The following is a 19,970-nucleotide window of genomic DNA, read 5'->3' on the forward strand; positions in this document are numbered from 1 at the left end:
CTCGACCGAGGCGGCGTCTGCGTTTTTGTCTCGCGCGTTTCCGGTCAACGCCTGCACAACACTGCTGACGCGCTGCGACGCCCGGCAGCAAAGTATCGGCGCTCAAGGCACTCGGCTTGCTCCCCCTCCACGGAGGGTCGTAGAAGTCGCCCATGGCCGAGAGCATGCGTGCGCTGGTTTACGATCGAGCGAAGGATCCGTGGGACTCATCGAAAGGCCTGCGGGTCGAGGAAGTGCCGCGGGTGACCCTCGACGAGCGCAGCGACTACCACGACCGCAACCGAGTGCTGATCAAGCCGCGCTACGTGGGCTTCTGTGGCTCGGATCGTGGGATTTGGTTCCGCAAGGCATTCAAGGACATGATCTGCAACTCCCTCGACAACGAGGCCAAGGCCATGCGCCACGCGAAGGATCAACGCGTGATTGGCCACGAGCTGTTCGGCGAAGTCGTCGCCGTCGGCAGCGAAGCTCGCCGCAGCTTCGGCCTCGAGGTGGGTGACCTGGTGAGCGCGGAGAGCCACATCTACTGTGGAGTCTGCCACCAGTGCCGGAGCGGCGACCACTACGTGTGCGCAGACGATCTGATCATTGGTATCAGCTACGACGGCGCGTTCGCCGAATACGTGAAGCTGCCCGCAAAGGTCATCTGGCGAAACAATATGGAACGCCTGCGTCCTGAGGTCGCCGCAATCCAGGAGCCCTTCGGGAACGCCGTACACGCCTGCACAAAGGTAAATCTACGCGGAAAACGCGTAGCAATCGTCGGCTGCGGTACGATCGGCTTGTTTGCTGTCGCGATCGCGCGAGCGATGGGTGCAACCTACATCGTCGGCGTGGAGCCGGTGAAGCACCACGCGGAAATGGCCCGCAAGCTTGGCGCCGATGTCGTGCTCGAGCCCGGCGCAGGAGCCGAAGACTACGCCCATGACCCGAACCTATGCGCCGAGATCAGGCGCCTGACGGACGGCGTCGGAGTCGATGTAGCACTCGAAATGAGCGGCATGAACTCGTCGGTCAACAACGCCATCCACCTGGTCCGACGCGGGGGCGACGTCATCCTGTTCGGGTTGAAGAGCGGCGACGCCATCATCGAGAGCTTCGACCGTGTCATCGTGGACGGGATCAACATGCACAGCGTGATCGGGCGGCGGATCTGGGAGACGTGGCACATCACGCGCCACCTGCTGGAGTCCCGCGACCCGAACATCCATGACCTCGTCTGGGAGGTGATCCTCAACGGCGGGCAGGGACCAATCGTGCCCTTCGACGAGTTCACCCCGGAGCGCTTCGAGGAAGCCATCAGCACTTACCCGAAGGTAGTGCTCAAGTTCTAGCCGGCGTCCTCAAGGACACGCTGACGACTTCTGCCAGATAACCGCGAGCGGAGACACCATGTACGACCAAGCCCGAGGCATCTTTCAGACTGAGCTCGATGGTATCGAAGCCGCAGGCCTCACCAAGCGCGAGCGCATCATTACCTCACGGCAAGGGGGCGCGATCACCGCAGGAGACCAGCAGGTCCTGAACTTCTGCGCGAACAACTACCTTGGGCTGTCATCTCACCCAGAGGTGATGGCCGCGGCCAAGCAGAGCCTCGAGACCCACGGCTTTGGCCTCTCCAGCGTGCGCTTCATCTGTGGCACCCAAGATCTGCACAAGCGCCTGGAAGCGAAGCTGAGCGGCTTCTTCGACACCGAAGACACAATCCTCTACTCGTCTTGCTTCGACGCGAATGGTGGACTGTTCGAGACGCTTCTCGGAGCTGACGATGCGATCATCAGCGACGCCCTGAACCACGCTTCAATCATCGACGGCATCCGCCTCTGCAAGGCCGAGCGCCATCGCTACGCCAACGGGGACATGCAAGAGCTCGAGCGCTGCCTTCAGGAGACCCAAGGCAAGCGCCTCCGCATGATCGCCACCGACGGCGTGTTCAGCATGGACGGCTACCTCGCAAAGCTCGACCAGATCTGCGATCTCGCAGAGCGCTACTCCGCCCTCGTGATGGTCGACGACTCTCACGCAACCGGGTTCGTGGGACCAAACGGGCGGGGTACGCCCGACCACTTCGGCGTGATGAAGCGCATCGACGTGATGACCAGCACCCTCGGCAAGGCCCTGGGCGGCGCCAGCGGAGGCTTCACCACCGGGCGCAAGGAGATCGTCGCGCTCCTGCGTCAGCGCTCGCGTCCCTACCTGTTCTCGAACACGCTAGCGCCAGCGATTGCGGGCGCGAGCATCGCGGTCATCGATCTCTTGGAGCGCTCCAGTGAGCTCCGGCTGACGCTGAAGGCCAACGCGCAACGTTTCCGTGAAGGAATGACGAAGGCAGGTTTCGAGCTGAAACCTGGCGAGCACGCGATCGTTCCGGTGATGGTTCACGACGCCAAACTCGCCTCAGATATGGCGGACAAGCTGCTCACCCGTGGCATCTATGTCATCGGGTTCTCCTACCCAGTGGTTCCAAAGGGCGAGGCGCGCATTCGGGTGCAGCTCTCAGCGGTGCACACACCCGAACAGATCGACCAGGCGGTCGAAGCATTCACCGCCGTGGGCCGGGAAGTTGGCGTCATCCGTTAACTGCGCCCAACGCCCGACGCTCTGAAGCGTTGCCTCTGCGCGGCGCTCACATTAGCGTCGTCCCGATGCGCGCTCCCCGCTTGGCCTGCGCCCTGGGCCTCATGGCGCTGGGCACGTCCGTCTGCCCATCTGCGCACGCACAATCGGACGCGGACTCGAAGGCTGCCAAGCCGGACAGCGCCACGTCGCGCGCCGAGCCGAAAGAGCAGTCAAAGAAGGCTGAGAAGCCACCAAGCTACACGGCCGATCCTGACGCACCGCTGACCGGCGATGAGCGGAGCCTGCCAGACTACGACGGTCGAGAAGAGCCCACGACGGCGGGGGACGTCCTGATTTGGATCCCGCGCGTGTTGCTCTCTCCGCTCTATTCCGTGAGCGAGTTCGTGATTCGTCGCCCGCTGGGGTTACTCGTAACCACCGCAGAGCGGGACGACTGGGTCGAGGCCGTCACGGACTTCTTCACGTTCGGTCCGGACGACAACATGGGCGTCGTGCCGACGGGTCTGATCGACTTTGGTTTTCGCCCGAGCATCGGTCTCTACTACTTCTGGAACGACGCCGGTCACGAGCAGAACCAGGTGCGCGCGCGAGCCGCGTGGGGCGGTGAAGACTGGCTGAATTTTCAGCTAACAGACCGCGTACTCATCGACGAAGACACCGACATCGCGCTGGCCGGCGAATATCTCCAGCGCCCGGACTACGTCTTCTATGGTCTGGGCCCCCGCTCTCGTGGCCCTGACCCGCGTTACCGCAGGGATATGCTCGAGGCGCGACTGGACTTCACGGGCTATCTCAAAGCGCGCCCCCATCACCCGCCCAGGAGCCCGGCTGAACAGCCCACGGACTCCATGTTGCGGGCAGCGCTGGGTGTGCGCGACACCAGCTTCAGACTAGGCGACCGCTGTTGCGGCAGTCCCTCGGTTCAGTCGCAGATCGACGCGGGAGAGCTCACAGCACCCCCCGGCTCGGCCGATGGCTACACCATCGCCTTCGAGCGAGTGGACCTCGATTTGGACTCCCGGCGCCGCCGGGAGAAGCTCTTTGACGACGACGCGAGCGACTGGGTGCAGCCGAATGGAAGCGGCGTTCGCCTCGCGCTCCGCGGTGAGCACGCCACTGGCCTCCGGCGCGTCGAGCCGACCCTCGCGGAAACGACGACGGACCGCCAAGCTTGGCTCAAGTACGGCGCCTCTCTGGGGGGCTTCGTCGATGTGAACGCCGAGCGCGTCGTTGGTCTACAACTGATCGTGGACTTCGTGGACCCGCTACTCAAGGGCAGCGAAATCCCCTTCAACGAACAAATGACCCTCGGCGGGGATCGCCCAATGCGCGGTTTCCTCGAGGGCCGCCTGGTGGACCGCAGCAGCGCGGTGCTGCGTTTCGACTACACCTGGCCTGTCTGGGTATGGCTCGACGGGGCGATCCACTACGCGGTGGGCAACGTCTTTGGCGAGCACCTGGATGGCTTCGAACCTGGGCTGCTTCGCCAGTCCGCGGGGCTCGGCCTGCGAGCCGTCGGTTCCCGCGATCACGTGTTCGAGATGCTGCTCGCGTTCGGAACCGAACCCTTCGACGAGGGCGCCGAGCCAGAGAGCCTCCGCTTCGTGTTTGGAGCAACCAGTGGATTCTAGAACCGCATCGAGGGCCCGTTCGTTGCAACACGCCTGGCCGTCGAACAGCGCCTGGCCGTTGAGCAGCGCGCTTCAGGGTGCAGTGCTCGCGCTCGCCCTCGCCAGCACCGCCTGCGCCGGGTCGATCGAGAAGTTCCCGCTCAAGGAGCCAGTGTGGAGGGATTCCGACCGCCACGCCTTCGCCAAGGAGCCCGAGGAGTACTTTTCGCCGTTCGCATGGGACGGCGCAAACCAGCTGGTGTTTCGTCCCGTCAGTCGTTTCCTCGCGGTTGACCCGCTCGGCGAAGCAACGAACGTCAACTCCGTCGACGAAGTTCCCGATTCAAGCTGGTTTCGCAATCGCATCGGTCTCCCTTTCGCCAAGGGTGGCCCGGAGATGCCCCTCGACGAGTTCGAGAACGGCGCCTGCGTCACGGAACCCCTCGATCCGGCTGGACCGTGGACGGTTACCGGCGCCAAACCCAACGGCTTCAACCCCGGGTTCATCATCAAAGCGGCGAACGGCTTCCGCTATCTGATCAAGTTCGATGGCACCACTCAAGGTGTTCGGCCCACCGCCGCAGACGTCATCGGCTCGCGCATCTACCACGCTGCAGGCTTCTACACCCCGTGCAATCGCGTCGTCTACTTCGACCGCGGCATCCTGCAGATCGATCCTGAGGCAAAGGGTGAAAACGCCGATGGGGATGAAGAGCCGCTGACCCAGCGACATCTCGACACGGTGTTCAGCAAAGCCCAAGTCCTGCCAGACGGCAGATACCGCGCGGCAACGAGCTTGTTCATCGATGGCAAGCCCCTCGGCCCCTGGACCTACGAGGGGAAGCGCAGCGACGACCCGAATGACGTCATCGACCACGAGATGCGTCGCGAGCTGCGCGGCGCTTATGTGCTCGCCGCGTGGACGAATCACTTCGACTCCCGAGAGCAGAATACGCTCTCAGCCTGGGTCAAGGACCCAAAGCACGCAGGTCTCGGCTACGTACGCCACTACTACATCGACTTCGGCGATTGCTTCGGCAGCATCTGGGAGCCACCGCTGCTGGGGCGCCGCATCGGCAACGCCTACTATCTCGACTTTCCCTACTTGTTCGAGGACTTCCTGACCCTCGGTCTGCAGGAACGCCCCTGGGATACGGCCCGCTTCGGCAAGTCGGGTCCGGTCTTTGGTTACTACGACGTCGAGCATTTCTACCCGGATAAGTACCGTCCCGGCTATCCGAACCCTGGGATGGTCGCGATGACCGAGCGAGACGCGGCATGGATGACCCGCATCCTCGCGAAGTTCGACGACGCCCACGTGCGGGCGCTGGTCGAGTCCGGCGACTTGCGCAGCGACCTGCTCGAGGACGAACTCACTCGAATCCTGATCGGTCGCCGGGACAAGCTGCTCCGGCGCTACTTGGGCAAGCTCTCACCGTTCGCCAATCCCCAGGTCGACAGTGGCAAGCTGTGTGTAGAAGACGTCGGTGTCGCCGCCCACGTTGCCCCACGAAAGCGCAAGTATCAGGTCACGGCTTTCGTTGGGGAGCTGCTCCAGAGCCAGAACCTCGCGGCCTCCCGCACGGGCGGCAAGGTCTGTGTGTCGCTCCCCACCAGCGCTGGAGCGAGCGCCCAATCCCCTGAGTATCTGATCGTCGATCTCACCGCGGTCGACAGCCACACGCTCTTTCCAACCCGGGTCCACCTGTACCAGCTGGGGCCACGAGACTTCCGGGTGGTCGGCTTGGAGCGACCCGAGAGCCTCTCGCCTCCCGGTTGAAGCTCGAGCTGGAACTCGCAACGCTACCGCGCCCTTATGGGTCGCCCGGGGCGACGCACACCTACATCGACACCTGCAGAACGCGCCCGCAGGTGTTGACACTTCGAACCCATTCCACCAGGTGTTTGTTGTTGGAACGCCGCGAGGCGCGAAGAGCAAGGGTCGAGCGCTCGCCAGTCGATGGAGCCCTTCACCGCTTGCGCCAACCCCCTCAATAGAGGACACCTAAACCTAGGACACCTTTCATCGGCCAAAAAGCGCCCCCACTCGGGAAGCGGACTCTCCCACCCGCCTCCGAACGCCCGTCTGCCCGGATGGGCCGAGTAGAACCCCAATCACACCATGAGCCAGTCGTCTCCCCTCGCCGACTTAGACCTGCCCCAGAGTGAACCTCGGGAGGACACCGCCGTTCAGCGCATCCCGCTGCGCGAAAAGAAGTTCGCCCGCACCAAGCTCTCGCTCATGCGGGCCGCGGTCAGTCGCCTGCGAGAAAAGCCGTTCTGCGACATCACCGTCAAGGAACTGAGCGAGGAAGCCCAGGTCAGCGAGGCCACCTTCTTCAACTACTTCCCGAAGAAGGAAGACGTCCTACGCTACTTCATCCAGATCTGGACCGTCGAGGTCACCTGGGAGGCTCGCCAGGCGGCCGGTGGTGAAGACGGCCTGCGGTTCATCGAGGAGCTGTTCGACATCATGGGTCGCGAGCTCGAAGAGTGCCCACGCATCATGATGGAGGTGATCGGTTTCATGAGCGTCGAGCGGGGCGACGGTGGCTGCCCATTCAGCTCCGAGCTCTCCCTCGCCGAGCGCCTCCAAGCATTCCCCGAGATGGAGTGCGCGATGAACGTACCGTGTCGCAAGCTCGATCAGGTGCTCGGCCAGCCCATTCAGGCGGCCATGGCACGCGGTGAGCTCCCGACAGGCACCAACATCGAGACCACGGTGATGGCGCTCCTCAGCCTATTTTTCGGCATTCCGCTGCTGCTGAAGGACACCCCGTCGCTGATCCGCGAGACGTATCGTCGACAGCTGCGCTTGGTGTGGGCCGGCGTCCGCAATACGTCGGATAACTGAGCCGTAGAGAGCGCCTCTCCCCCTAAAAAATGGGGCGATTCGCGCCGACGGTGAAGTCCCGGCTGCTTTAGGGGGTGAGCCTCAACGGTTGCCACCCGGGCGTCCAACTGCCACGCGCCGGGCGTCCTCGTCCATTCGTACCCGCACTCACTGTTGCCGCACGGCAACACCAATCAGGCAGCGGGCGAGATCGAAGGCTTTGGAATGCGGTGAACACCGCTGGTGGACGACGACTGCACCCGCTCCACTGATTCAGGGGCCGGCTCTGCCTCCACGACGGAGCATGCCTCTTCGGCCTCGATTTTCAGCAGCCCTGCCAGCAGGATGCCGAGGGCTTGGGTGGGATCGTTCGGCATGTGCGCTCCGTTATGTCCGGTTTACGGCCTGGGTGTGAACCATCTTCCCGTGACACCAGAAACCGAGAGCTTCGCGGCGAATCCCCGAAGACCAGCTCGCACCCGTGCCCACCTACAACCCTGTGGGGTGAGACAAGGGCATCACGCAGGAGTCACGTTACCCCAGCGCTGGAAGCCCTCACGGTCTCGGCTCAGCTTTCGCGGCGGCTCTTGAGAGCGATCCCGAGGTCTCCGCGCATCGCGCGTCCCTTGGTGCCAATCAAAGCAGAGATGATGAGCGCGAGCCCCCAGCCAAAGAAGATGCTCATCCCGACCGCACGGATGGACCAGACCGGAGGCTCGTAGCGCTTGATGACGTAGATCCAGGCGAAGTTCAGCACCAACTTCGCGATGCTCGCGTAGGCGCCAAGGCTGTAGGCGAACAGCTCCTTTTTTCGCCACTCGGCGAACGCCGCAGGATCGACGTGGGGGAAATCCTCCGCGCGCTGCTTCTGGATATCCAGCTTTCGCACCGTGTTCCAGATGAGGAAGAACACGGCGATGATGTCGGTGAAGTCGGCCATCTCAGAAGCGCTCCGACTATCAGGGAGCGCGGCGGACCCTAGCCCACGGCGTGGGACTGCGCCACGTCACTCGCGCGACTCGTAGACGTTGCGCGCTGGTAGCTCGAGCCCCGTGAGAAAGCCGCCATTCCCGCAACCTGTGTCGATACCGACGACCGCCGGGCCAGCCCACAGATCCGTGGGATCGTCGGGGGTGTAGTCACTCAGTTCCGGAGGCAGGTACTCCGTGCGCGTGTGCCCGAACACCACCATCTTGCCGCGGTAGTTGCGGAAGAAGGCCTCGTCGCGACACCACAAGAGCGCGATGGGCGCCTTCACGTCCTTCGGGTGGAGGAACCCATCCGGTCCATGAGGCAGACCGGCGTGAACGTAGATCGCGTGGTCGTCCTCGTACCAATACGGCAGCGAGCGGAACCAATCGACGACCTCTGGGGGAAAGAAGGACCCTGTGAGCATCGAGGCGCGCTCTTCGACCGTTGGCAACTCACCCTCTTCGGGGATCGCCCCACCGACGAAGGAACGGTACGCGGCCAGGCAGCCATTACCCGGCGGCAACACAAATTCGTCCCAGCCGCGATCGATCACGCGCAGCCAGGCGTCTTCGTGGTTGCCGCGTAAGGCGATCACCTTGGCTGGGATGGTGCCGGGAAGATTGCGGATGTAGTCGATCACTTGGGCGGAACGAGGTCCGCGATCGATGTAGTCCCCCAGGAAGATCAGCGTGTCTTCTTCGTCCAGCGTGGGAAAACAAGAAAGCAGCTTGAACAGAGCCTGGGTGTCCCCGTGAACATCCCCAATCGCAAACGTGCGGCCGGCCATCTCCCTATCCTGTCAGCACCTGGTTGAGCTGGGAACCCGGTTTTCATTGGCCTTTGCCCTTTCGGCGCAAGTCGTCGACTCGGCGCCACGTCGCGGTCTCGAAACTCTCCTCGTAGCCGGGGGCCGAGTACACGAACAGTGCAGGTAACCAGCTGATTCGCTCAAGGGCTCCGCCGCTTTGCCCGTGGACCACCCGATAAGCGCGATCCGAGCAGCGGAGCTGACCAGACAGCAGCAGCTCGCCCCAACTGGACACGCCGTCAAGGACCCGCAGCAGGCCCCCGAGGCTGACTGCCACGAGTTGATCGTAGCTTGGGTCGATCCCGGGCTGGAGACTCCAGGAACCCACGGTCAGCAACAGAGTCCAGGACGCCGCCGAGCGCGCGCAAGCCTCACCGACGCTTCCGTACGGTTTGTCTCCGCTGCGGAGATCCAGACACAGTGCGACCGGAAGCGAGTTCTGCCCCTCGCCTGAAAGCCTGCTGAGCTGGGGACCTAGCTCGTTTTCGAGCCAGTTTCGGATCCGCGCCACAGCATCTCCAGACGGACACGGCCACGGGTCGCGTAGCGGAGCGACCTCGAATGGGACAAAAGTCGGCAGTTCGCCACCGTCGACGGCACGCACATAAGGGCTCTTGCCGGGCCACCGCTGGGTCACGCCCCGCTCCACCGTCAGCGTGTCGCCCACGTTCAAGTCCAGCAGCCGAGCGTTGGGCGACAGCGCGCTGAGGTCGCGGGCAAACTGCGCGCGGGTGACCGGAAACGCGTTACTGGCGAGGGCATCGTTGGGAGCGAGGGGCACGACCGAGACCGCCGCGGGGGCGAAGCACGTGGGCTCGCTCGCCAGGACCGCCAGACCTTGAAGCAGCTCCGCATAGGTCCCGCGCGGAAAGCCAATACGGCCAGCAAGTTGCGCCGAGACCTCGAGCACCGGACACCAACGGGCCAGATGTAGGTTCACCCCCTGCCCCGCAGCACCTCGCAGCACCTCGAGCGTACGTTCAGCTTGATTCGCGCTGCCAAGCACCGAGTCGACGTGATTCCACACCACACCGTCGGCGCTCGACACGGCAACTCCCCACTCCACGCACGTCCCATAAGAGGGAGTGGTCGTTAGCGTGCCCCCGCACAGCTCCACCTGTTCCCACAACCCGAGCACGCGCACCTGGACAAAGCTAAGTCGTCGGCAGACCGCAGCGACCAGCTCGTCTGACGTGAGGACCACACACTCAGGGTCAATCGCCGCGAGCCACGCCAAGCTATCCACGTCGAAATGATCGGGATGGCGATGGGAGACCACGACGAAATCCGGCCGAAGCAGCTCGCAGGCGAGTTCCCGACGTGGGCTCACCGAGGACAGTCCGTCGTCGTGCACGTCGTGCAGCAACGGATCGAACAGCACCCGCGTTCCTTCCTCCCCGAGTTCGAGGAGCCACATGGCGTGCCCGAGGTAGTGCCAGCGCATCCGGGCGAGTATCACAGATGGTCGGCGCGCCAGACCAGCACACGCGCGCCGCGTTTCAGGCTAACCTGGGGTCGTGAAGCGAGTGTTCCTCACGCAAAATGGAGAGCTCTCGGAAGAAGTCGTCCGGAGTGCTGCTGTCAGCCTCGCTAGCTACCTCGTTGGTGGAGAGCACGGACTGACGAAGCACCGCGACCCTCACGGGTGCTTCAAGCGCGTAGTGGAAGGCCGCGAGGACTACCCAGGCTACCTCACCTGCGAAGACCTGCATGGCGCTTGGCTTTGGCTGCTGTGCGGTGACCACAGGTATTCTGGCCCCGCGATGCGCGAAGCGATGGAGTTCTTCAATCGCATGGAGGCGTGGGGTTGGAACCCAAGCGAGACGATCCCGAAGCTCAGACGCCACGCAGGCTTCGCCTGGAAGGAGTACCTCGCGGATACACCCTGGGACATCAAGCCAGGAGACGTGATCCAAGTCAGCGGCCGACGGGGTGCGCATACGCTGACGGTGCTCGGCGTCACTCGTGAGGGGGACGCTCCGACATCGATCGATCACGCGGACTACGGTCATTTCAGCGACGCCGACCGGGACGCCGAAGTACCTGTGAGCCACACGGCGCGTGTTTACCGCGGGGATACGATTTCCCGCAGCGAGCGCGGCTACTGCCTAGCCGGCCTACCCATCCTTGGGCGCCTGGACACCTGGGCGTTGATCCGTCAACTGCAACACGTCCAAGCGCTCAAGCCGGCGGTCGTCCCCGACAACTTTGACGGGGGGCAGGTCGAACGCGGGAACGAGCCCCTCGTCTCCGCCGTGCTGCCACGCATTCTGCGCATCGGCTCTCGGGGAGACGACGTGCGCGGCTGGCAGCGCATCTTGAACCTGCCGCCAACCGGTGACTTCGACCATCAAACGGAAAAGGCGACCCGAAGCTGGCAACGTGACCGCGGCCTGTTGGACGATGGCGTCGTCGGCCCCGCGACACGAGCAGCCGCACGCAAGGACACCCGCCCCGGCGGCTTCAAAGCCGCAAAACCGATCAAGGACTCCGACTGACTCGTGGGGGACACTGGGATGGCCCTCACTTCCAAATCACCGGTCTTTTGGTTACCTCTCGCTGGCTTCTTGGGTTTGGGGGGTTGGGTCCTCTTGCGAGACGACGCGCCTGACGCGCCTGACGCAAAGCTCCTCGCGTCCGCGGCAGCGGGAGCGCCGAACCTGCCCGATGAAGCCAGCTCCGCGGAGGCCGAGCCAACACCAACGGCTCCTTCGAGCAGGGACATCCCGTCACCTGCTCCCAGCGAGAGTGCCCCAGCGAATGCGCAGATCCCAGAAGCCATCGCTCAGGCAGCCGCTGCGGAGGCGTACCGCACCGAAGACAACTGGGAAGCCAAGGCTCAGTCGCAAGTCTGCTTGAGGCTGAACCCGCGCAACCTCGCGTGCTCTCGCACGCTGCGCCTCGCCTGCGGGCGCATGGGAGACTTCGTGTGTGAACGCGCCGAGGTCGACGAGTGCCTGGAGCGCGACCCCAAAGACTACGAGTGCTTGGTTGAGCGCGCGAAGCTCAACACCATCAAGTTGCGCTTCAAGGACGCGGAACGAGATCTAGCTGAGCTGCGCAAGCAGCAACCGAACGGCATCTGGACGATCCTCACGGAAGCAGCCATCCACGAAGCCAAGGGCGAGCTGCCCCAGGCCCTGGAGGGCTACCGCAAGGCCTGCGACGAAGGCCAAGAGTCCGCCTGCATCGCCTCGAACCGCCTCGACACCAAGCTCCACAAGAAGCCCGCGCCCAGCGCGAGCGTCCGCAAGCCGTAGACGCAAGCTGCCTGCCTATGGCAGCCTAGGAGGCGGAAGCGCGAGGCTAGCTGGCGCGGCTCCCGGTCTTCGCTGCCACCCCGGATTTTGGCGGTGTAAGGCGTCGCACGACGTCTTAGGTGGGTGGCACGCCTGCGGCTTGCGCTGCTGGCACTTGCCTCGACTTCGCGCCCGCGCAGGCGCGAACAGAAAGGGAGCGATTCCCATGCGCTTCCGCAGCTGCCTATGGCAGCCTAGGAGGCGGAACGTGGGGCGTGTCTCGCCCGCGACGCAGACGGGCGCCTGCAGGTGGTAGCTGTTCACCTTGAGGTCAGGACGCCCGCGCTCCTCGGTCTCGCCTCGGTACAGGCGGCGCAGGTAGCGGTGCAGGGTGTTCAGCCGCTGGCGCTGCATGTCGTAGGGCTTGTACTCGTCGATGAAGACGGGCACCGAGCGCGTCGACGTGAGGAGCTTGAGGAGCGCGAACTCGGTCTCCGTCGCGGAGTACGGCTCGGCGTCGCGGATGCCGAAGAGCGGCCACATGATGTCGATGCAGAGGCTCGACTTGCCCGAGCCCTGCGTGCCCCAGACGAAGAGCGTCGGGAACGTGCCGACCCTCTCCATGAAGCGCGGCTTCATCGGCGTGGCGAAGAACCAGCCGATGACGGGCAGCATCACCTCGGGCCGGTTCACCTGCGGCAGGCAGCGAAAGACCGTCGCCGCGACCTCGAGGAACGTGTCCTCGTCGACCTTCACGTAGGCGATGCGCTTGTCGAGCGAGGCGCCGCTCGGGACGTACATCACGGGTGACGGTTCCATGAAGCCCTCCTTCCCGATGGCGCAGTTCGGCCCGAGCCAGACGTGGTGCTCGCCCTTCTTGTAGTCGCCGAGCATGTTGGAGCCCGGACGACGCGGGATGTCCCGGCGCGCGAGCACCCGCAGGAGCCCCTGGACGTTGTTGTCGCTGCCGGTCCACTGGAGGTCGGCGGACGGGAGCTGGCGAATGAGGTCGCGCTTGCTGTGAAACGCGGTGAGCGGGAGGCGCAGCCCCGGCACCTTGCCGTGCTTGTCGGTGAGCGCGTCGCCGAAGATCATCTCGCCGTCCTCGGTGAGGACGCGCATCGTCGGCTCGATGGTGAACGACGAGATGACCTTCGACTCGCCGCGCGCGGTCATGCAGTAGTAGCAGGACGCGTCCTCGAAGATCGCGCCCTCCATGTCCTCGTCGCTGCTCTCGGGATCGGTGCCCTCGCCGTCCTCGCGCGCGGGCGTGGTGGCTGCCTTGGCGACCGCTTTGCGCAGGTCCTTGGCCTTCAGCCCGAAGCGTTTCTCGACGGCGCCGAGGTACTTCGACTGCACCGACGGGTCGCGGTGCGCGATGGCGTCGAGGATGGGCTTGAGCCGGTACTCCAGCTCGCGCGCGGGCGTGTCGGCGGGCACGGCCTCGATCGCCTTCTCGATGTCGAAGACGACGTCGTAGAGGTCGCAGCGTGCGGTCGGCTCGACGTTCACCTTGCAGAAGCCGATCTTCTGGAGCGAGTGGCACGGCGGCGCGATGGAGCCGTCGGCGCGCGCGGTGGCGAGCACCTTCTCGTGGGCCTTCGCGACGTAGCGAACGCCGTCGCGACCGCGCAGCTTGCCCAAGCCCCGGCGGTCGTACTCGATCACCAGCTCGGTGATCTCATCGAGCCCGAGCCCCTTGTGCGCGAAGAAGCGCACCATGTCGAAGATGGCGACGCTGCGGTCCTCGGCGCCGTGGTCCCAGAGCCGCTGGATGGGGCCGCACATCTCGACCGGGTGTTCCCAGTCGTACTCGCCCTCGGGCGTTCGGTTCGCCTTCGTGGTGCCGGGCGCGGCCACGTTGCCTACGATCGGGAGCGAGACGCGCGGGGCGGCGACCGGCAGCGTCGGCTCGGGCTCGACGTCGAGGCGTGCGAGGAGCTTGTCGTCTTCGCTGCGGTCGAAGCCGGAAAGCGCAGCGCTCACGCGGTGCGGGCGGTCGCCCTTGCCGTCGCCCTTGTGGCTGACGGTGCCGATCACCTTGATGATGCGCGCGACGTCGTGGATCGAGTCGACGTGGACCGCGTCGGTCTGCGCGCGCTCGCGCACCTTCGTCTCGAAGGCCTTGAGCCCGGCTTGGAGCCGCTCACGGCGCTCGCCCTCGAGCGCGGTCGCCGGCAGCGCGAACCAGAGCTGCGCGCCGTTGCCGCTCATCATGAGGCGCGGGCGCACGAGCCCCTCGGACTCGCACCACGCGCTCGCCTCGTTCGCGGCGGCCATTGCCAGGGCGAGCTCGGCGTCGGTGCTGGCAGTGTCCTTCGGGCGCACCGGGTCGAGGTCGATGACCGTGGCGGTGATGACCTCGATGTCCTTGCGACCGGCGCCGGTCTTGAGCGGACGCACGACGTTCGGGGCCGCGTCGAAGAGGCGGCATGGGCGCGGCTGGATGCCGACGTAGACGTTGCCCGCCGCGTTGGTGCGCACGCACTCGCGGACGAAGGCCTCCTCGTCGTCGAAGAAGCCGATGCCGATGATGCCGCCCGCGGGACGGATGACGCGCACCTCCGAGACGCCGTGCGCGCGATGGGCGAGCCAGCGCCAGGTGGCGCGGATGGTGCTCTCGTCGGGGCCGAGCGCGCTCATGCGGCTCCCTGGCGCGTGCCGAGCTTCGACGCTGGCACGCCGAGCACCTCGGCGTAGAGCTTCCGGCGCTCGAGGTGGTGGCGCCGCAGGAGCGGCACCTTGCGGTCGACGAAGTCGAACAGGGCGGCGTCGGTCTTCTCGGCGTGCGGGCGCATGAGCCTTCCGAGGCGCTGCACGGTGCGACCCCGCGCGCGACCGGGGTACGCGAGGAACACGCGCGAGAGGCGTGGCAGATCGAGGCCCTCGTCGGCGAGGCTGGTGGCGACGATGACCGCCAGCTCGCCGGCGCGGGCACGATCGAGCAGCTCCTTGCGGACGGCGCGCTTGACCTCCCCGGTGAGCACCGCCGCCGAGACGCCCTCGGCTTCGATGGCGGCGGCGAGCGTGTGGCAGTGGTCGATGCGGCCGGAGAGCACGAGGCAGACGTGGCCGGCCTGGGCTTCGCGAGCGACGTGCTCGACGATGAGCGCGTTGCGCGCGGGATCGCTCGCGACGGCGGACAGCATCGGCGCGTAGTCCTCGGCGCCGGTGTAGAGGTACGTGAAGTCCGTCTCGACGCTGTGGATGTCGGGCACCGTGAGGACGCCCGCCGCGACCAGCTCGTCGTGCGTGACGGTGACGAGCGGCGCGCCCAGGAACAGGTCGAGCAGCGCGGTCAGCCCATCTTCGCGCTCGGGCGTCGCGGTGAGCCCGAGACGGTAGCGCGCGGGGCAGCGGTCGACGACCGAATGGAACGTGCTCGCAGCGACGTGGTGGGCCTCGTCGAGGATGAGCAGGCCGAAGCCGCCGAGGAACGCGTCGAGCTTCGACGGCTCGCAGCGCACCAGCGCCTGGATGACGGCCACGGTCACGGGAGCGGGGCGCTCCTCGCCATCACCGATCAGCCCGGCGTCGAGGCCGACCTTGTCCTTCAGCTCCCCGAGCCACTGCTCGGCGAGGTCGAGGGTGTGGACGAGGATGAGCGTCGGCGTGCGCAGCTTGGCGATCGCCCCCATGCCCACGCGCGTCTTGCCGCCGCCGCACGGGATGACGACCGTGCCCTGCGTGACCTTCACGAGCTTGTCGACGGCGTTCGATTGGTAGTCGCGGAGGGCGAGCGCGGGTACATCGAGCGTCACCTCGGGCAACACGCGTGCGTCGTCGCAGGCGACGATGAGCCCGTCTTGCGCGGCCGCGCGCCTGAGCACGTGGATGGCGCCGCGCGGGAGGCGTAGCTCGCCGCCCACCTGCTCGACGAAGCACACCGTCTCGAGCTCGGCGCCGGGGTTTAGCCCGAGGCGCAGGCGATCGAGGAAGGCGGGGTTCGGGAACGACAGCATCCGGCACAGGCGCTCGACGACCTTCGGTGGCACCTCCCGGGCGTCGAGCGTCAGCGCCGCATCAACTCGCGCGCGCATAGGCAGCCTCCTCGAGGAAGCGGGTGATGTTCTCGACGTGCCGGGTGGTGAGCATCGGCGGCAGGCTCTTGAGGAACTTCTTCCCGTAGCCCTTCTCCGCGATGCGCTTGTCGAGGATGACGGCGACGCCCACGTCCGTCTTGCAGCGGATGAGGCGGCCGACGCCCTGGCGCAGCGCGATGATGGCGAGCGGCACGAGGTAGTTGTCGAACGCGCGCGGATCGCGCTCGCAGATGGCGTCGATGACCGGGTCGTCGGGCGGCGGGAACGGCAGCTTGTCGATGACGAGCCCGGTGAGCGCCTCGCCGGCGACGTCGATGCCGGTCCAGAAGCTCTCCGTGCCCAGCAGGATGCTGCCGACGTCCTCCTTGAAGAGGCGCGTCAGCTCTGCGCGCGGAAGCTCTCCCTGGCGCAGCACGCGGTGCTCCCGCCCATCGAGCCGCTCGTAGACGGCGTTCAGGTTCCGGTACGACGTGAAGAGGCCCAGCGTGCGGCCGTCGCAGGCGTCGACCACGTGCTGGAAGATCCGCGCGGCCTCGTCGATGAAGTCGGCGTCGCGCGGATCGGGCAGCCGCTCGGGCACGACGAGGAGCGCCTGCGACGCGAAGTCGAACGGCGTCTCGGCGACAACCTCGAGCGCGCCCTCGGGCACGCCGAGCTCGCGGCGCACGAAGTCGAAGGTGCCCGAGGTGGTGAGCGTAGCGCTCACGAGCGATACCGACGGGCAGCGCGCGAACAGCTCCTCGCGCAGCAGTTCGCTCACGTCGATGGGCTTCGACCGGAGCTTGGTGCGCCCCTTGTTGTCGAGGTCGAGCCAGTAGACGCAGGCGGGGTTCGACTGCGCGAGCCCCTCGGATAGTCGCGCGGCCGCGGTGGCTGCGTTCTTGGCCACGTTGCGCGCCGTGGCACGCTCCTTCTTGTCGGCCAGCTCGTCCTCGGCGCGGGCCTTGGCGAGCGCCAGGAGCTTGCCGAGGGCGCGCTGGAGAACCGCGTCGTTGGCGAAGCCCGGCGCCTTGAGCCGCTTCTTGTAGCGGGGCGAGCGGGCGAAGTCGGCGAGCGTAGCGAACAGGCGCTGCGCCTCCTGGCGAAGCTCGCCCGCGAGCTGCTTGTTCCCGAGGTCGGCCGCCGCCGAGGCGAGCCGCCCGAAGGTGTGCTCCGACAGCGTGAAGCCGAAGAACTCGCGGGCGATCTCCGCTGCCTCGTGCGCCTCGTCGAGCACGAGCAGGTCGAACGCAGGCAGCACGAGGTCTTGCCCCGTCGCCTGACGCACGGCGAGGTGCGCGAAGAGCATGTGGTAGTTCGTGACGACGATGTCCGCGCCCTGCGCCGTCGCCTTCGCGCGCTCGGCGTAGCAGTCGTCCCGGAACGGGCAGCCGTCGCCCTTGCACTCCTCGGAGCCGACGGAGAACTTCGACCAGACCTGGGCGTGCGGGATGAACGTTAGCTCGGAGACGTCACCCGTCTTCGTCGTCTCGGCCCACGCGAGCACTTCGTCTACCTGGCGCTGCTGGTCGTCGTAGTAGAGCCCGCGCAGCTCGCCGCGCGCCTCGCTCTCGGCCATGCGGTCGAGGCAGACGTAGTTGTTGCGGCCCTTGAGCAGCGCAAAGGTGAACGGCCACGGCAGCACGCTCGCGAGCATCGGCAGGTCCTTCCTGACGAGCTGCTCCTGCAGCGCGATGTTCGCGGTCGCGATCACGACGCGCTTCTTCTCGTGGTGCGCGTGGTGAACGGCCGGCACCGCGTACGCGACCGACTTGCCGGTTCCGCACGGCCCTTCGCCGAGGGCGTGACGCCCGCCGCGCATGGCCTCGTCGACCATGCGGGCGAGCGCCACCTGGCCCTCGCGCATCTCGTACCCGGGGAACCGCGAGGCGAAGAGCCCGCCGTCCCCGAAGACCTCGGAGAGGTAGTCATTCATCGGTGGCTCCTCGCGGCTCGCTCAGGCGAAGGGATCGACCTCGGTCTCGGCGGCGGCGGGCGCGGCGCTCTCCGTCTGGAGCTGCTCGACGAACGCGCGCGCCTTCTCCACCTGCGACGTCGGCAGGTCCTTGATGCGCTGGACGCCGAACTTCGCGAGGAACTTGTCCGTCGCCTCGCGCGGCAGCGCCTTGAGCGCAGTGACGAGCCCCTGCGCGACGTTGGGGGCCACGGTGCCGTCGCCCTTCGCGTCGCTCTTCTTGTCGTAGCTGTCGAGCGACTGGCCACCCTTCGCGCCGCCGTCCGCCTCGCCGGAGTAGAGCTTCGCGAGGTCGTGCTGCGGGAGCGCCTGGAAGGCCTTCTGCTGCTCGACCGAGAGCTGGTGCTCCGGGAGGATCGAGTACGTGGTCTTCGGGTCCTTCGCGGCGCCGTGGCGCTGGATCTCGAAGGCCCACTTCTCGAGGCCGTACTTCTCGCGGACGCGGACGAGGTCCTTGAAGAACATCACGCCCTGCTCGAGGACCTTCACCTCCTTCGAGTCGTAGAGGGCGACGTTCAGCGCGACGCGCAGCGAGGCCTTCGTGCCCGCGGCCTTCATCTTCTCGTCGACCTCGACGTACTTGCCGTCGACGAAGGCCACCTCGCGCGGGTGCGGCTCACCCAGGAAGACGACGACGGCCTTGTCGCCATCGCCCGCGAGCTTGAGCCAGAGCGAGCCGCCCTGGTCGTGCTTCTTCGCCATCTCTTCGGTCTGCTGCCACATGCTGTTCGTCATTGGTCACTGCTCCTTCTTGTTGGGGTGGGTGGTGCTGCTGCTGTCGGTGGTCGTGTTGCGGGTGCTGCGGCGCTCGCGCCGGTACACGGCGATGAGCTGCGTGCCGTCGGCGGCCTCGCCGGCGTCTTCGAGGTGGAAGTCCGCGCCGAGCTCGATGACGTCGTTCAGCTCCCAGCGTCGGAAGAGGCCCGGCAGGCGGATGAAGTCCTCGTCGCCGGGCAGGTCGTGGATGGGGATCGGTTCGTGGGTCATGCGGTCGGCTCCTCCGGGCGGTTCATCCGGTTCGTGGGGAGGCAAACGCGGCCCGCGAGGTCGGAGTGGGACAGCGAGCTCGCGAGGTGCTCGCGGAGTCGGCCGAGCGCGCGCTGGAAGCGCTTGCGAGCGGCGTCGTGCGAGAGCCCGAGGCGCTGGGCGGCCTCGCGCTGGTTCTCGTCCAGCACCAGCACCGCGAGCAGCAGCTCGGCGTCGGCGCCGATGATCTCGGTGAGCCACACGCGCAGCTCGGCGACGTCGTCCTCGAACGACAGCCCCTGCGTCAGCCCGAGCGGGGCTTCCGCCTGCGACGCCTCCCACTCGGCGCGCGCAAGGCGGTCGAGATGGCTCGCGACGATGATGCGGTCGTCCTGGTCACGTACCGGCTCGAAGGTGTCCCGGTAGACGATCCGGTCAGCGTCGGCCCACACGCGGCGGCGGCGATCGATGAGGTCGCGCGCGGTGCTGCGCACGAGCGTCGCGGCCACGCGGTGGACCACCTCGAGGTCGAGCCGCTCGATGATGCCCGTGAAGACGTCGGCCAGCTCGGCGATCAGCTCCTCGGGCTGTCCCCGGAAGTTGCGCTGCCGCCGCCGGTAGACGGCGTCGAGGCCGGGCCAGAGCCCGAGCCACAGGAGCCCGCTCACGAGCTCGTGGTGCTCGCGCCGCTGCACGAGGGTCACGAGCACGCCGAGGAGGCGATCCTTCTCGTCGAGGTCGCCGCCCTTGCTCGCGAGGTACTCGACCACCTCGAAGGGCTGGTCGAAGCGCGCGAGCGCGGGGTGCTGCCTTGCCTGTTGAAACGCCTGCTCTGCCTGAAGAGAACGAACGGAACGGTCGAGGGCTGCATGCAGCGCCTCCCAACGTGCGCGCATGACGCGCCGCCTTTCCGGCGGGCGTCAGGCGCTCCTTGGGGCCGTGGTTAGGGCGTCATGCGCTCGGTG

General features: G+C 66.3%; 17 protein-coding genes. 7 read left to right on the plus strand and 10 right to left on the minus strand.

Translation table 11 applies throughout. From position 1 onward, the window contains the following. Positions 1-152 precede the first annotated feature (152 nt). From H6718_26100 to H6718_26120, 5 genes are all read left to right on the plus strand, one after another. A complete protein-coding gene (locus tag H6718_26100; GenBank protein MCB9588912.1) occupies positions 153-1,334 on the plus strand; it encodes a zinc-binding dehydrogenase in 1,182 nt (393 codons plus the stop codon). Between the two features lie 58 nt (positions 1,335-1,392). Then, complete coding sequence (gene kbl, locus H6718_26105; protein ID MCB9588913.1) at positions 1,393-2,580, plus strand: glycine C-acetyltransferase; 1,188 nt, start codon at positions 1,393-1,395, stop codon at positions 2,578-2,580. Between the two features lie 65 nt (positions 2,581-2,645). Next, complete coding sequence (locus H6718_26110) at positions 2,646-4,211, plus strand: hypothetical protein (protein ID MCB9588914.1); 1,566 nt, start codon at positions 2,646-2,648, stop codon at positions 4,209-4,211. A gap of 22 nt (positions 4,212-4,233) precedes the next feature. After that, positions 4,234-5,970, plus strand: coding sequence for a hypothetical protein (locus H6718_26115; GenBank protein MCB9588915.1), 1,737 nt, complete (start codon positions 4,234-4,236; stop codon positions 5,968-5,970). Positions 5,971-6,312: 342 nt separating this feature from the next. Next, positions 6,313-7,044, plus strand: a complete 732-nt coding sequence (locus H6718_26120) for a TetR/AcrR family transcriptional regulator (protein ID MCB9588916.1) — start codon at positions 6,313-6,315, stop codon at positions 7,042-7,044. 173 nt (positions 7,045-7,217) lie between these two features. Here H6718_26120 and H6718_26125 read toward each other — a convergent pair whose 3' ends face one another. The 4 genes from H6718_26125 to H6718_26140 all read right to left on the minus strand — a co-directional run bounded on the left by H6718_26125 (position 7,218) and on the right by H6718_26140 (position 10,247). Next, entirely contained in the window at positions 7,218-7,400 is a 183-nt protein-coding gene (locus tag H6718_26125; GenBank protein MCB9588917.1) for a hypothetical protein, read from the minus strand. Between the two features lie 191 nt (positions 7,401-7,591). Continuing rightward, positions 7,592-7,963, minus strand: a complete 372-nt coding sequence (locus H6718_26130; GenBank protein MCB9588918.1) for a hypothetical protein — start codon at positions 7,961-7,963, stop codon at positions 7,592-7,594. A 66-nt stretch (positions 7,964-8,029) separates the two neighbouring features. Continuing rightward, on the minus strand, positions 8,030-8,782 hold the full coding sequence (locus H6718_26135) for a serine/threonine protein phosphatase (GenBank protein ID MCB9588919.1): 753 nt from the start codon (positions 8,780-8,782) through the stop codon (positions 8,030-8,032). A 43-nt stretch (positions 8,783-8,825) separates the two neighbouring features. After that, entirely contained in the window at positions 8,826-10,247 is a 1,422-nt protein-coding gene (locus tag H6718_26140; protein MCB9588920.1) for an MBL fold metallo-hydrolase, read from the minus strand. A 349-nt stretch (positions 10,248-10,596) separates the two neighbouring features. On the opposite strand from H6718_26140, the gene H6718_26145 reads away from it, so the two are divergent. Further along, a complete protein-coding gene (locus tag H6718_26145; GenBank protein ID MCB9588921.1) occupies positions 10,597-11,301 on the plus strand; it encodes a peptidoglycan-binding protein in 705 nt (234 codons plus the stop codon). A gap of 18 nt (positions 11,302-11,319) precedes the next feature. After that, the gene (locus tag H6718_26150) at positions 11,320-12,063 is read left to right on the plus strand and encodes a hypothetical protein (protein MCB9588922.1); all 744 of its coding nucleotides are present in this window, start codon (positions 11,320-11,322) and stop codon (positions 12,061-12,063) included. Positions 12,064-12,078: 15 nt separating this feature from the next. On the opposite strand, the gene H6718_26155 is transcribed toward H6718_26150, so the two are convergent. The 6 genes from H6718_26155 to H6718_26180 are packed head-to-tail and all read right to left on the minus strand — an operon-like array spanning position 12,079 to position 19,901. Next, complete coding sequence (locus H6718_26155; GenBank protein ID MCB9588923.1) at positions 12,079-14,685, minus strand: hypothetical protein; 2,607 nt, start codon at positions 14,683-14,685, stop codon at positions 12,079-12,081. Continuing rightward, the gene (locus tag H6718_26160; protein ID MCB9588924.1) at positions 14,682-16,082 is read right to left on the minus strand and encodes a DEAD/DEAH box helicase; all 1,401 of its coding nucleotides are present in this window, start codon (positions 16,080-16,082) and stop codon (positions 14,682-14,684) included. The genes H6718_26155 and H6718_26160 overlap by 4 nt, the downstream gene beginning before the upstream one ends. Next, positions 16,066-18,000: an ATP-dependent DNA helicase gene (locus tag H6718_26165; protein ID MCB9588925.1), complete on the minus strand. Its 1,935-nt coding sequence runs from the start codon at positions 17,998-18,000 to the stop codon at positions 16,066-16,068. The genes H6718_26160 and H6718_26165 overlap by 17 nt, the downstream gene beginning before the upstream one ends. Before the next feature lie 21 nt (positions 18,001-18,021). Next, entirely contained in the window at positions 18,022-18,774 is a 753-nt protein-coding gene (locus tag H6718_26170) for a hypothetical protein (protein ID MCB9588926.1), read from the minus strand. Positions 18,775-18,777: 3 nt separating this feature from the next. Beyond that, positions 18,778-19,026, minus strand: a complete 249-nt coding sequence (locus H6718_26175) for a hypothetical protein (protein MCB9588927.1) — start codon at positions 19,024-19,026, stop codon at positions 18,778-18,780. Then, a complete protein-coding gene (locus tag H6718_26180) occupies positions 19,023-19,901 on the minus strand; it encodes a hypothetical protein (protein MCB9588928.1) in 879 nt (292 codons plus the stop codon). Before H6718_26180 ends, H6718_26175 begins: the two co-directional genes overlap by 4 nt. Between the last annotated feature and the right edge of the window lie 69 nt (positions 19,902-19,970).

This window comes from Polyangiaceae bacterium (assembly GCA_020633205.1).
Classification (GTDB): Bacteria; Myxococcota_A; Polyangia; order Polyangiales; family Polyangiaceae; genus JAHBVY01.

Coding starts and splice junctions, on each gene's coding strand:
- H6718_26100 (MCB9588912.1), top strand. CDS start 153: ATGGCCGAGAGCATGCGTGCGCTGGTTTACGATCGAGCGAAGGATCCG.
- kbl (MCB9588913.1), top strand. CDS start 1,393: ATGTACGACCAAGCCCGAGGCATCTTTCAGACTGAGCTCGATGGTATC.
- H6718_26110 (MCB9588914.1), top strand. CDS start 2,646: ATGCGCGCTCCCCGCTTGGCCTGCGCCCTGGGCCTCATGGCGCTGGGC.
- H6718_26120 (MCB9588916.1), top strand. CDS start 6,313: ATGAGCCAGTCGTCTCCCCTCGCCGACTTAGACCTGCCCCAGAGTGAA.
- H6718_26125 (MCB9588917.1), bottom strand. CDS start 7,400: ATGCCGAACGATCCCACCCAAGCCCTCGGCATCCTGCTGGCAGGGCTG.
- H6718_26130 (MCB9588918.1), bottom strand. CDS start 7,963: ATGGCCGACTTCACCGACATCATCGCCGTGTTCTTCCTCATCTGGAAC.
- H6718_26135 (MCB9588919.1), bottom strand. CDS start 8,782: ATGGCCGGCCGCACGTTTGCGATTGGGGATGTTCACGGGGACACCCAG.
- H6718_26140 (MCB9588920.1), bottom strand. CDS start 10,247: ATGCGCTGGCACTACCTCGGGCACGCCATGTGGCTCCTCGAACTCGGG.
- H6718_26145 (MCB9588921.1), top strand. CDS start 10,597: ATGGAGGCGTGGGGTTGGAACCCAAGCGAGACGATCCCGAAGCTCAGA.
- H6718_26150 (MCB9588922.1), top strand. CDS start 11,320: ATGGCCCTCACTTCCAAATCACCGGTCTTTTGGTTACCTCTCGCTGGC.
- H6718_26155 (MCB9588923.1), bottom strand. CDS start 14,685: ATGAGCGCGCTCGGCCCCGACGAGAGCACCATCCGCGCCACCTGGCGC.
- H6718_26160 (MCB9588924.1), bottom strand. CDS start 16,082: ATGCGCGCGCGAGTTGATGCGGCGCTGACGCTCGACGCCCGGGAGGTG.
- H6718_26165 (MCB9588925.1), bottom strand. CDS start 18,000: ATGAATGACTACCTCTCCGAGGTCTTCGGGGACGGCGGGCTCTTCGCC.
- H6718_26170 (MCB9588926.1), bottom strand. CDS start 18,774: ATGACGAACAGCATGTGGCAGCAGACCGAAGAGATGGCGAAGAAGCAC.
- H6718_26175 (MCB9588927.1), bottom strand. CDS start 19,026: ATGACCCACGAACCGATCCCCATCCACGACCTGCCCGGCGACGAGGAC.
- H6718_26180 (MCB9588928.1), bottom strand. CDS start 19,901: ATGCGCGCACGTTGGGAGGCGCTGCATGCAGCCCTCGACCGTTCCGTT.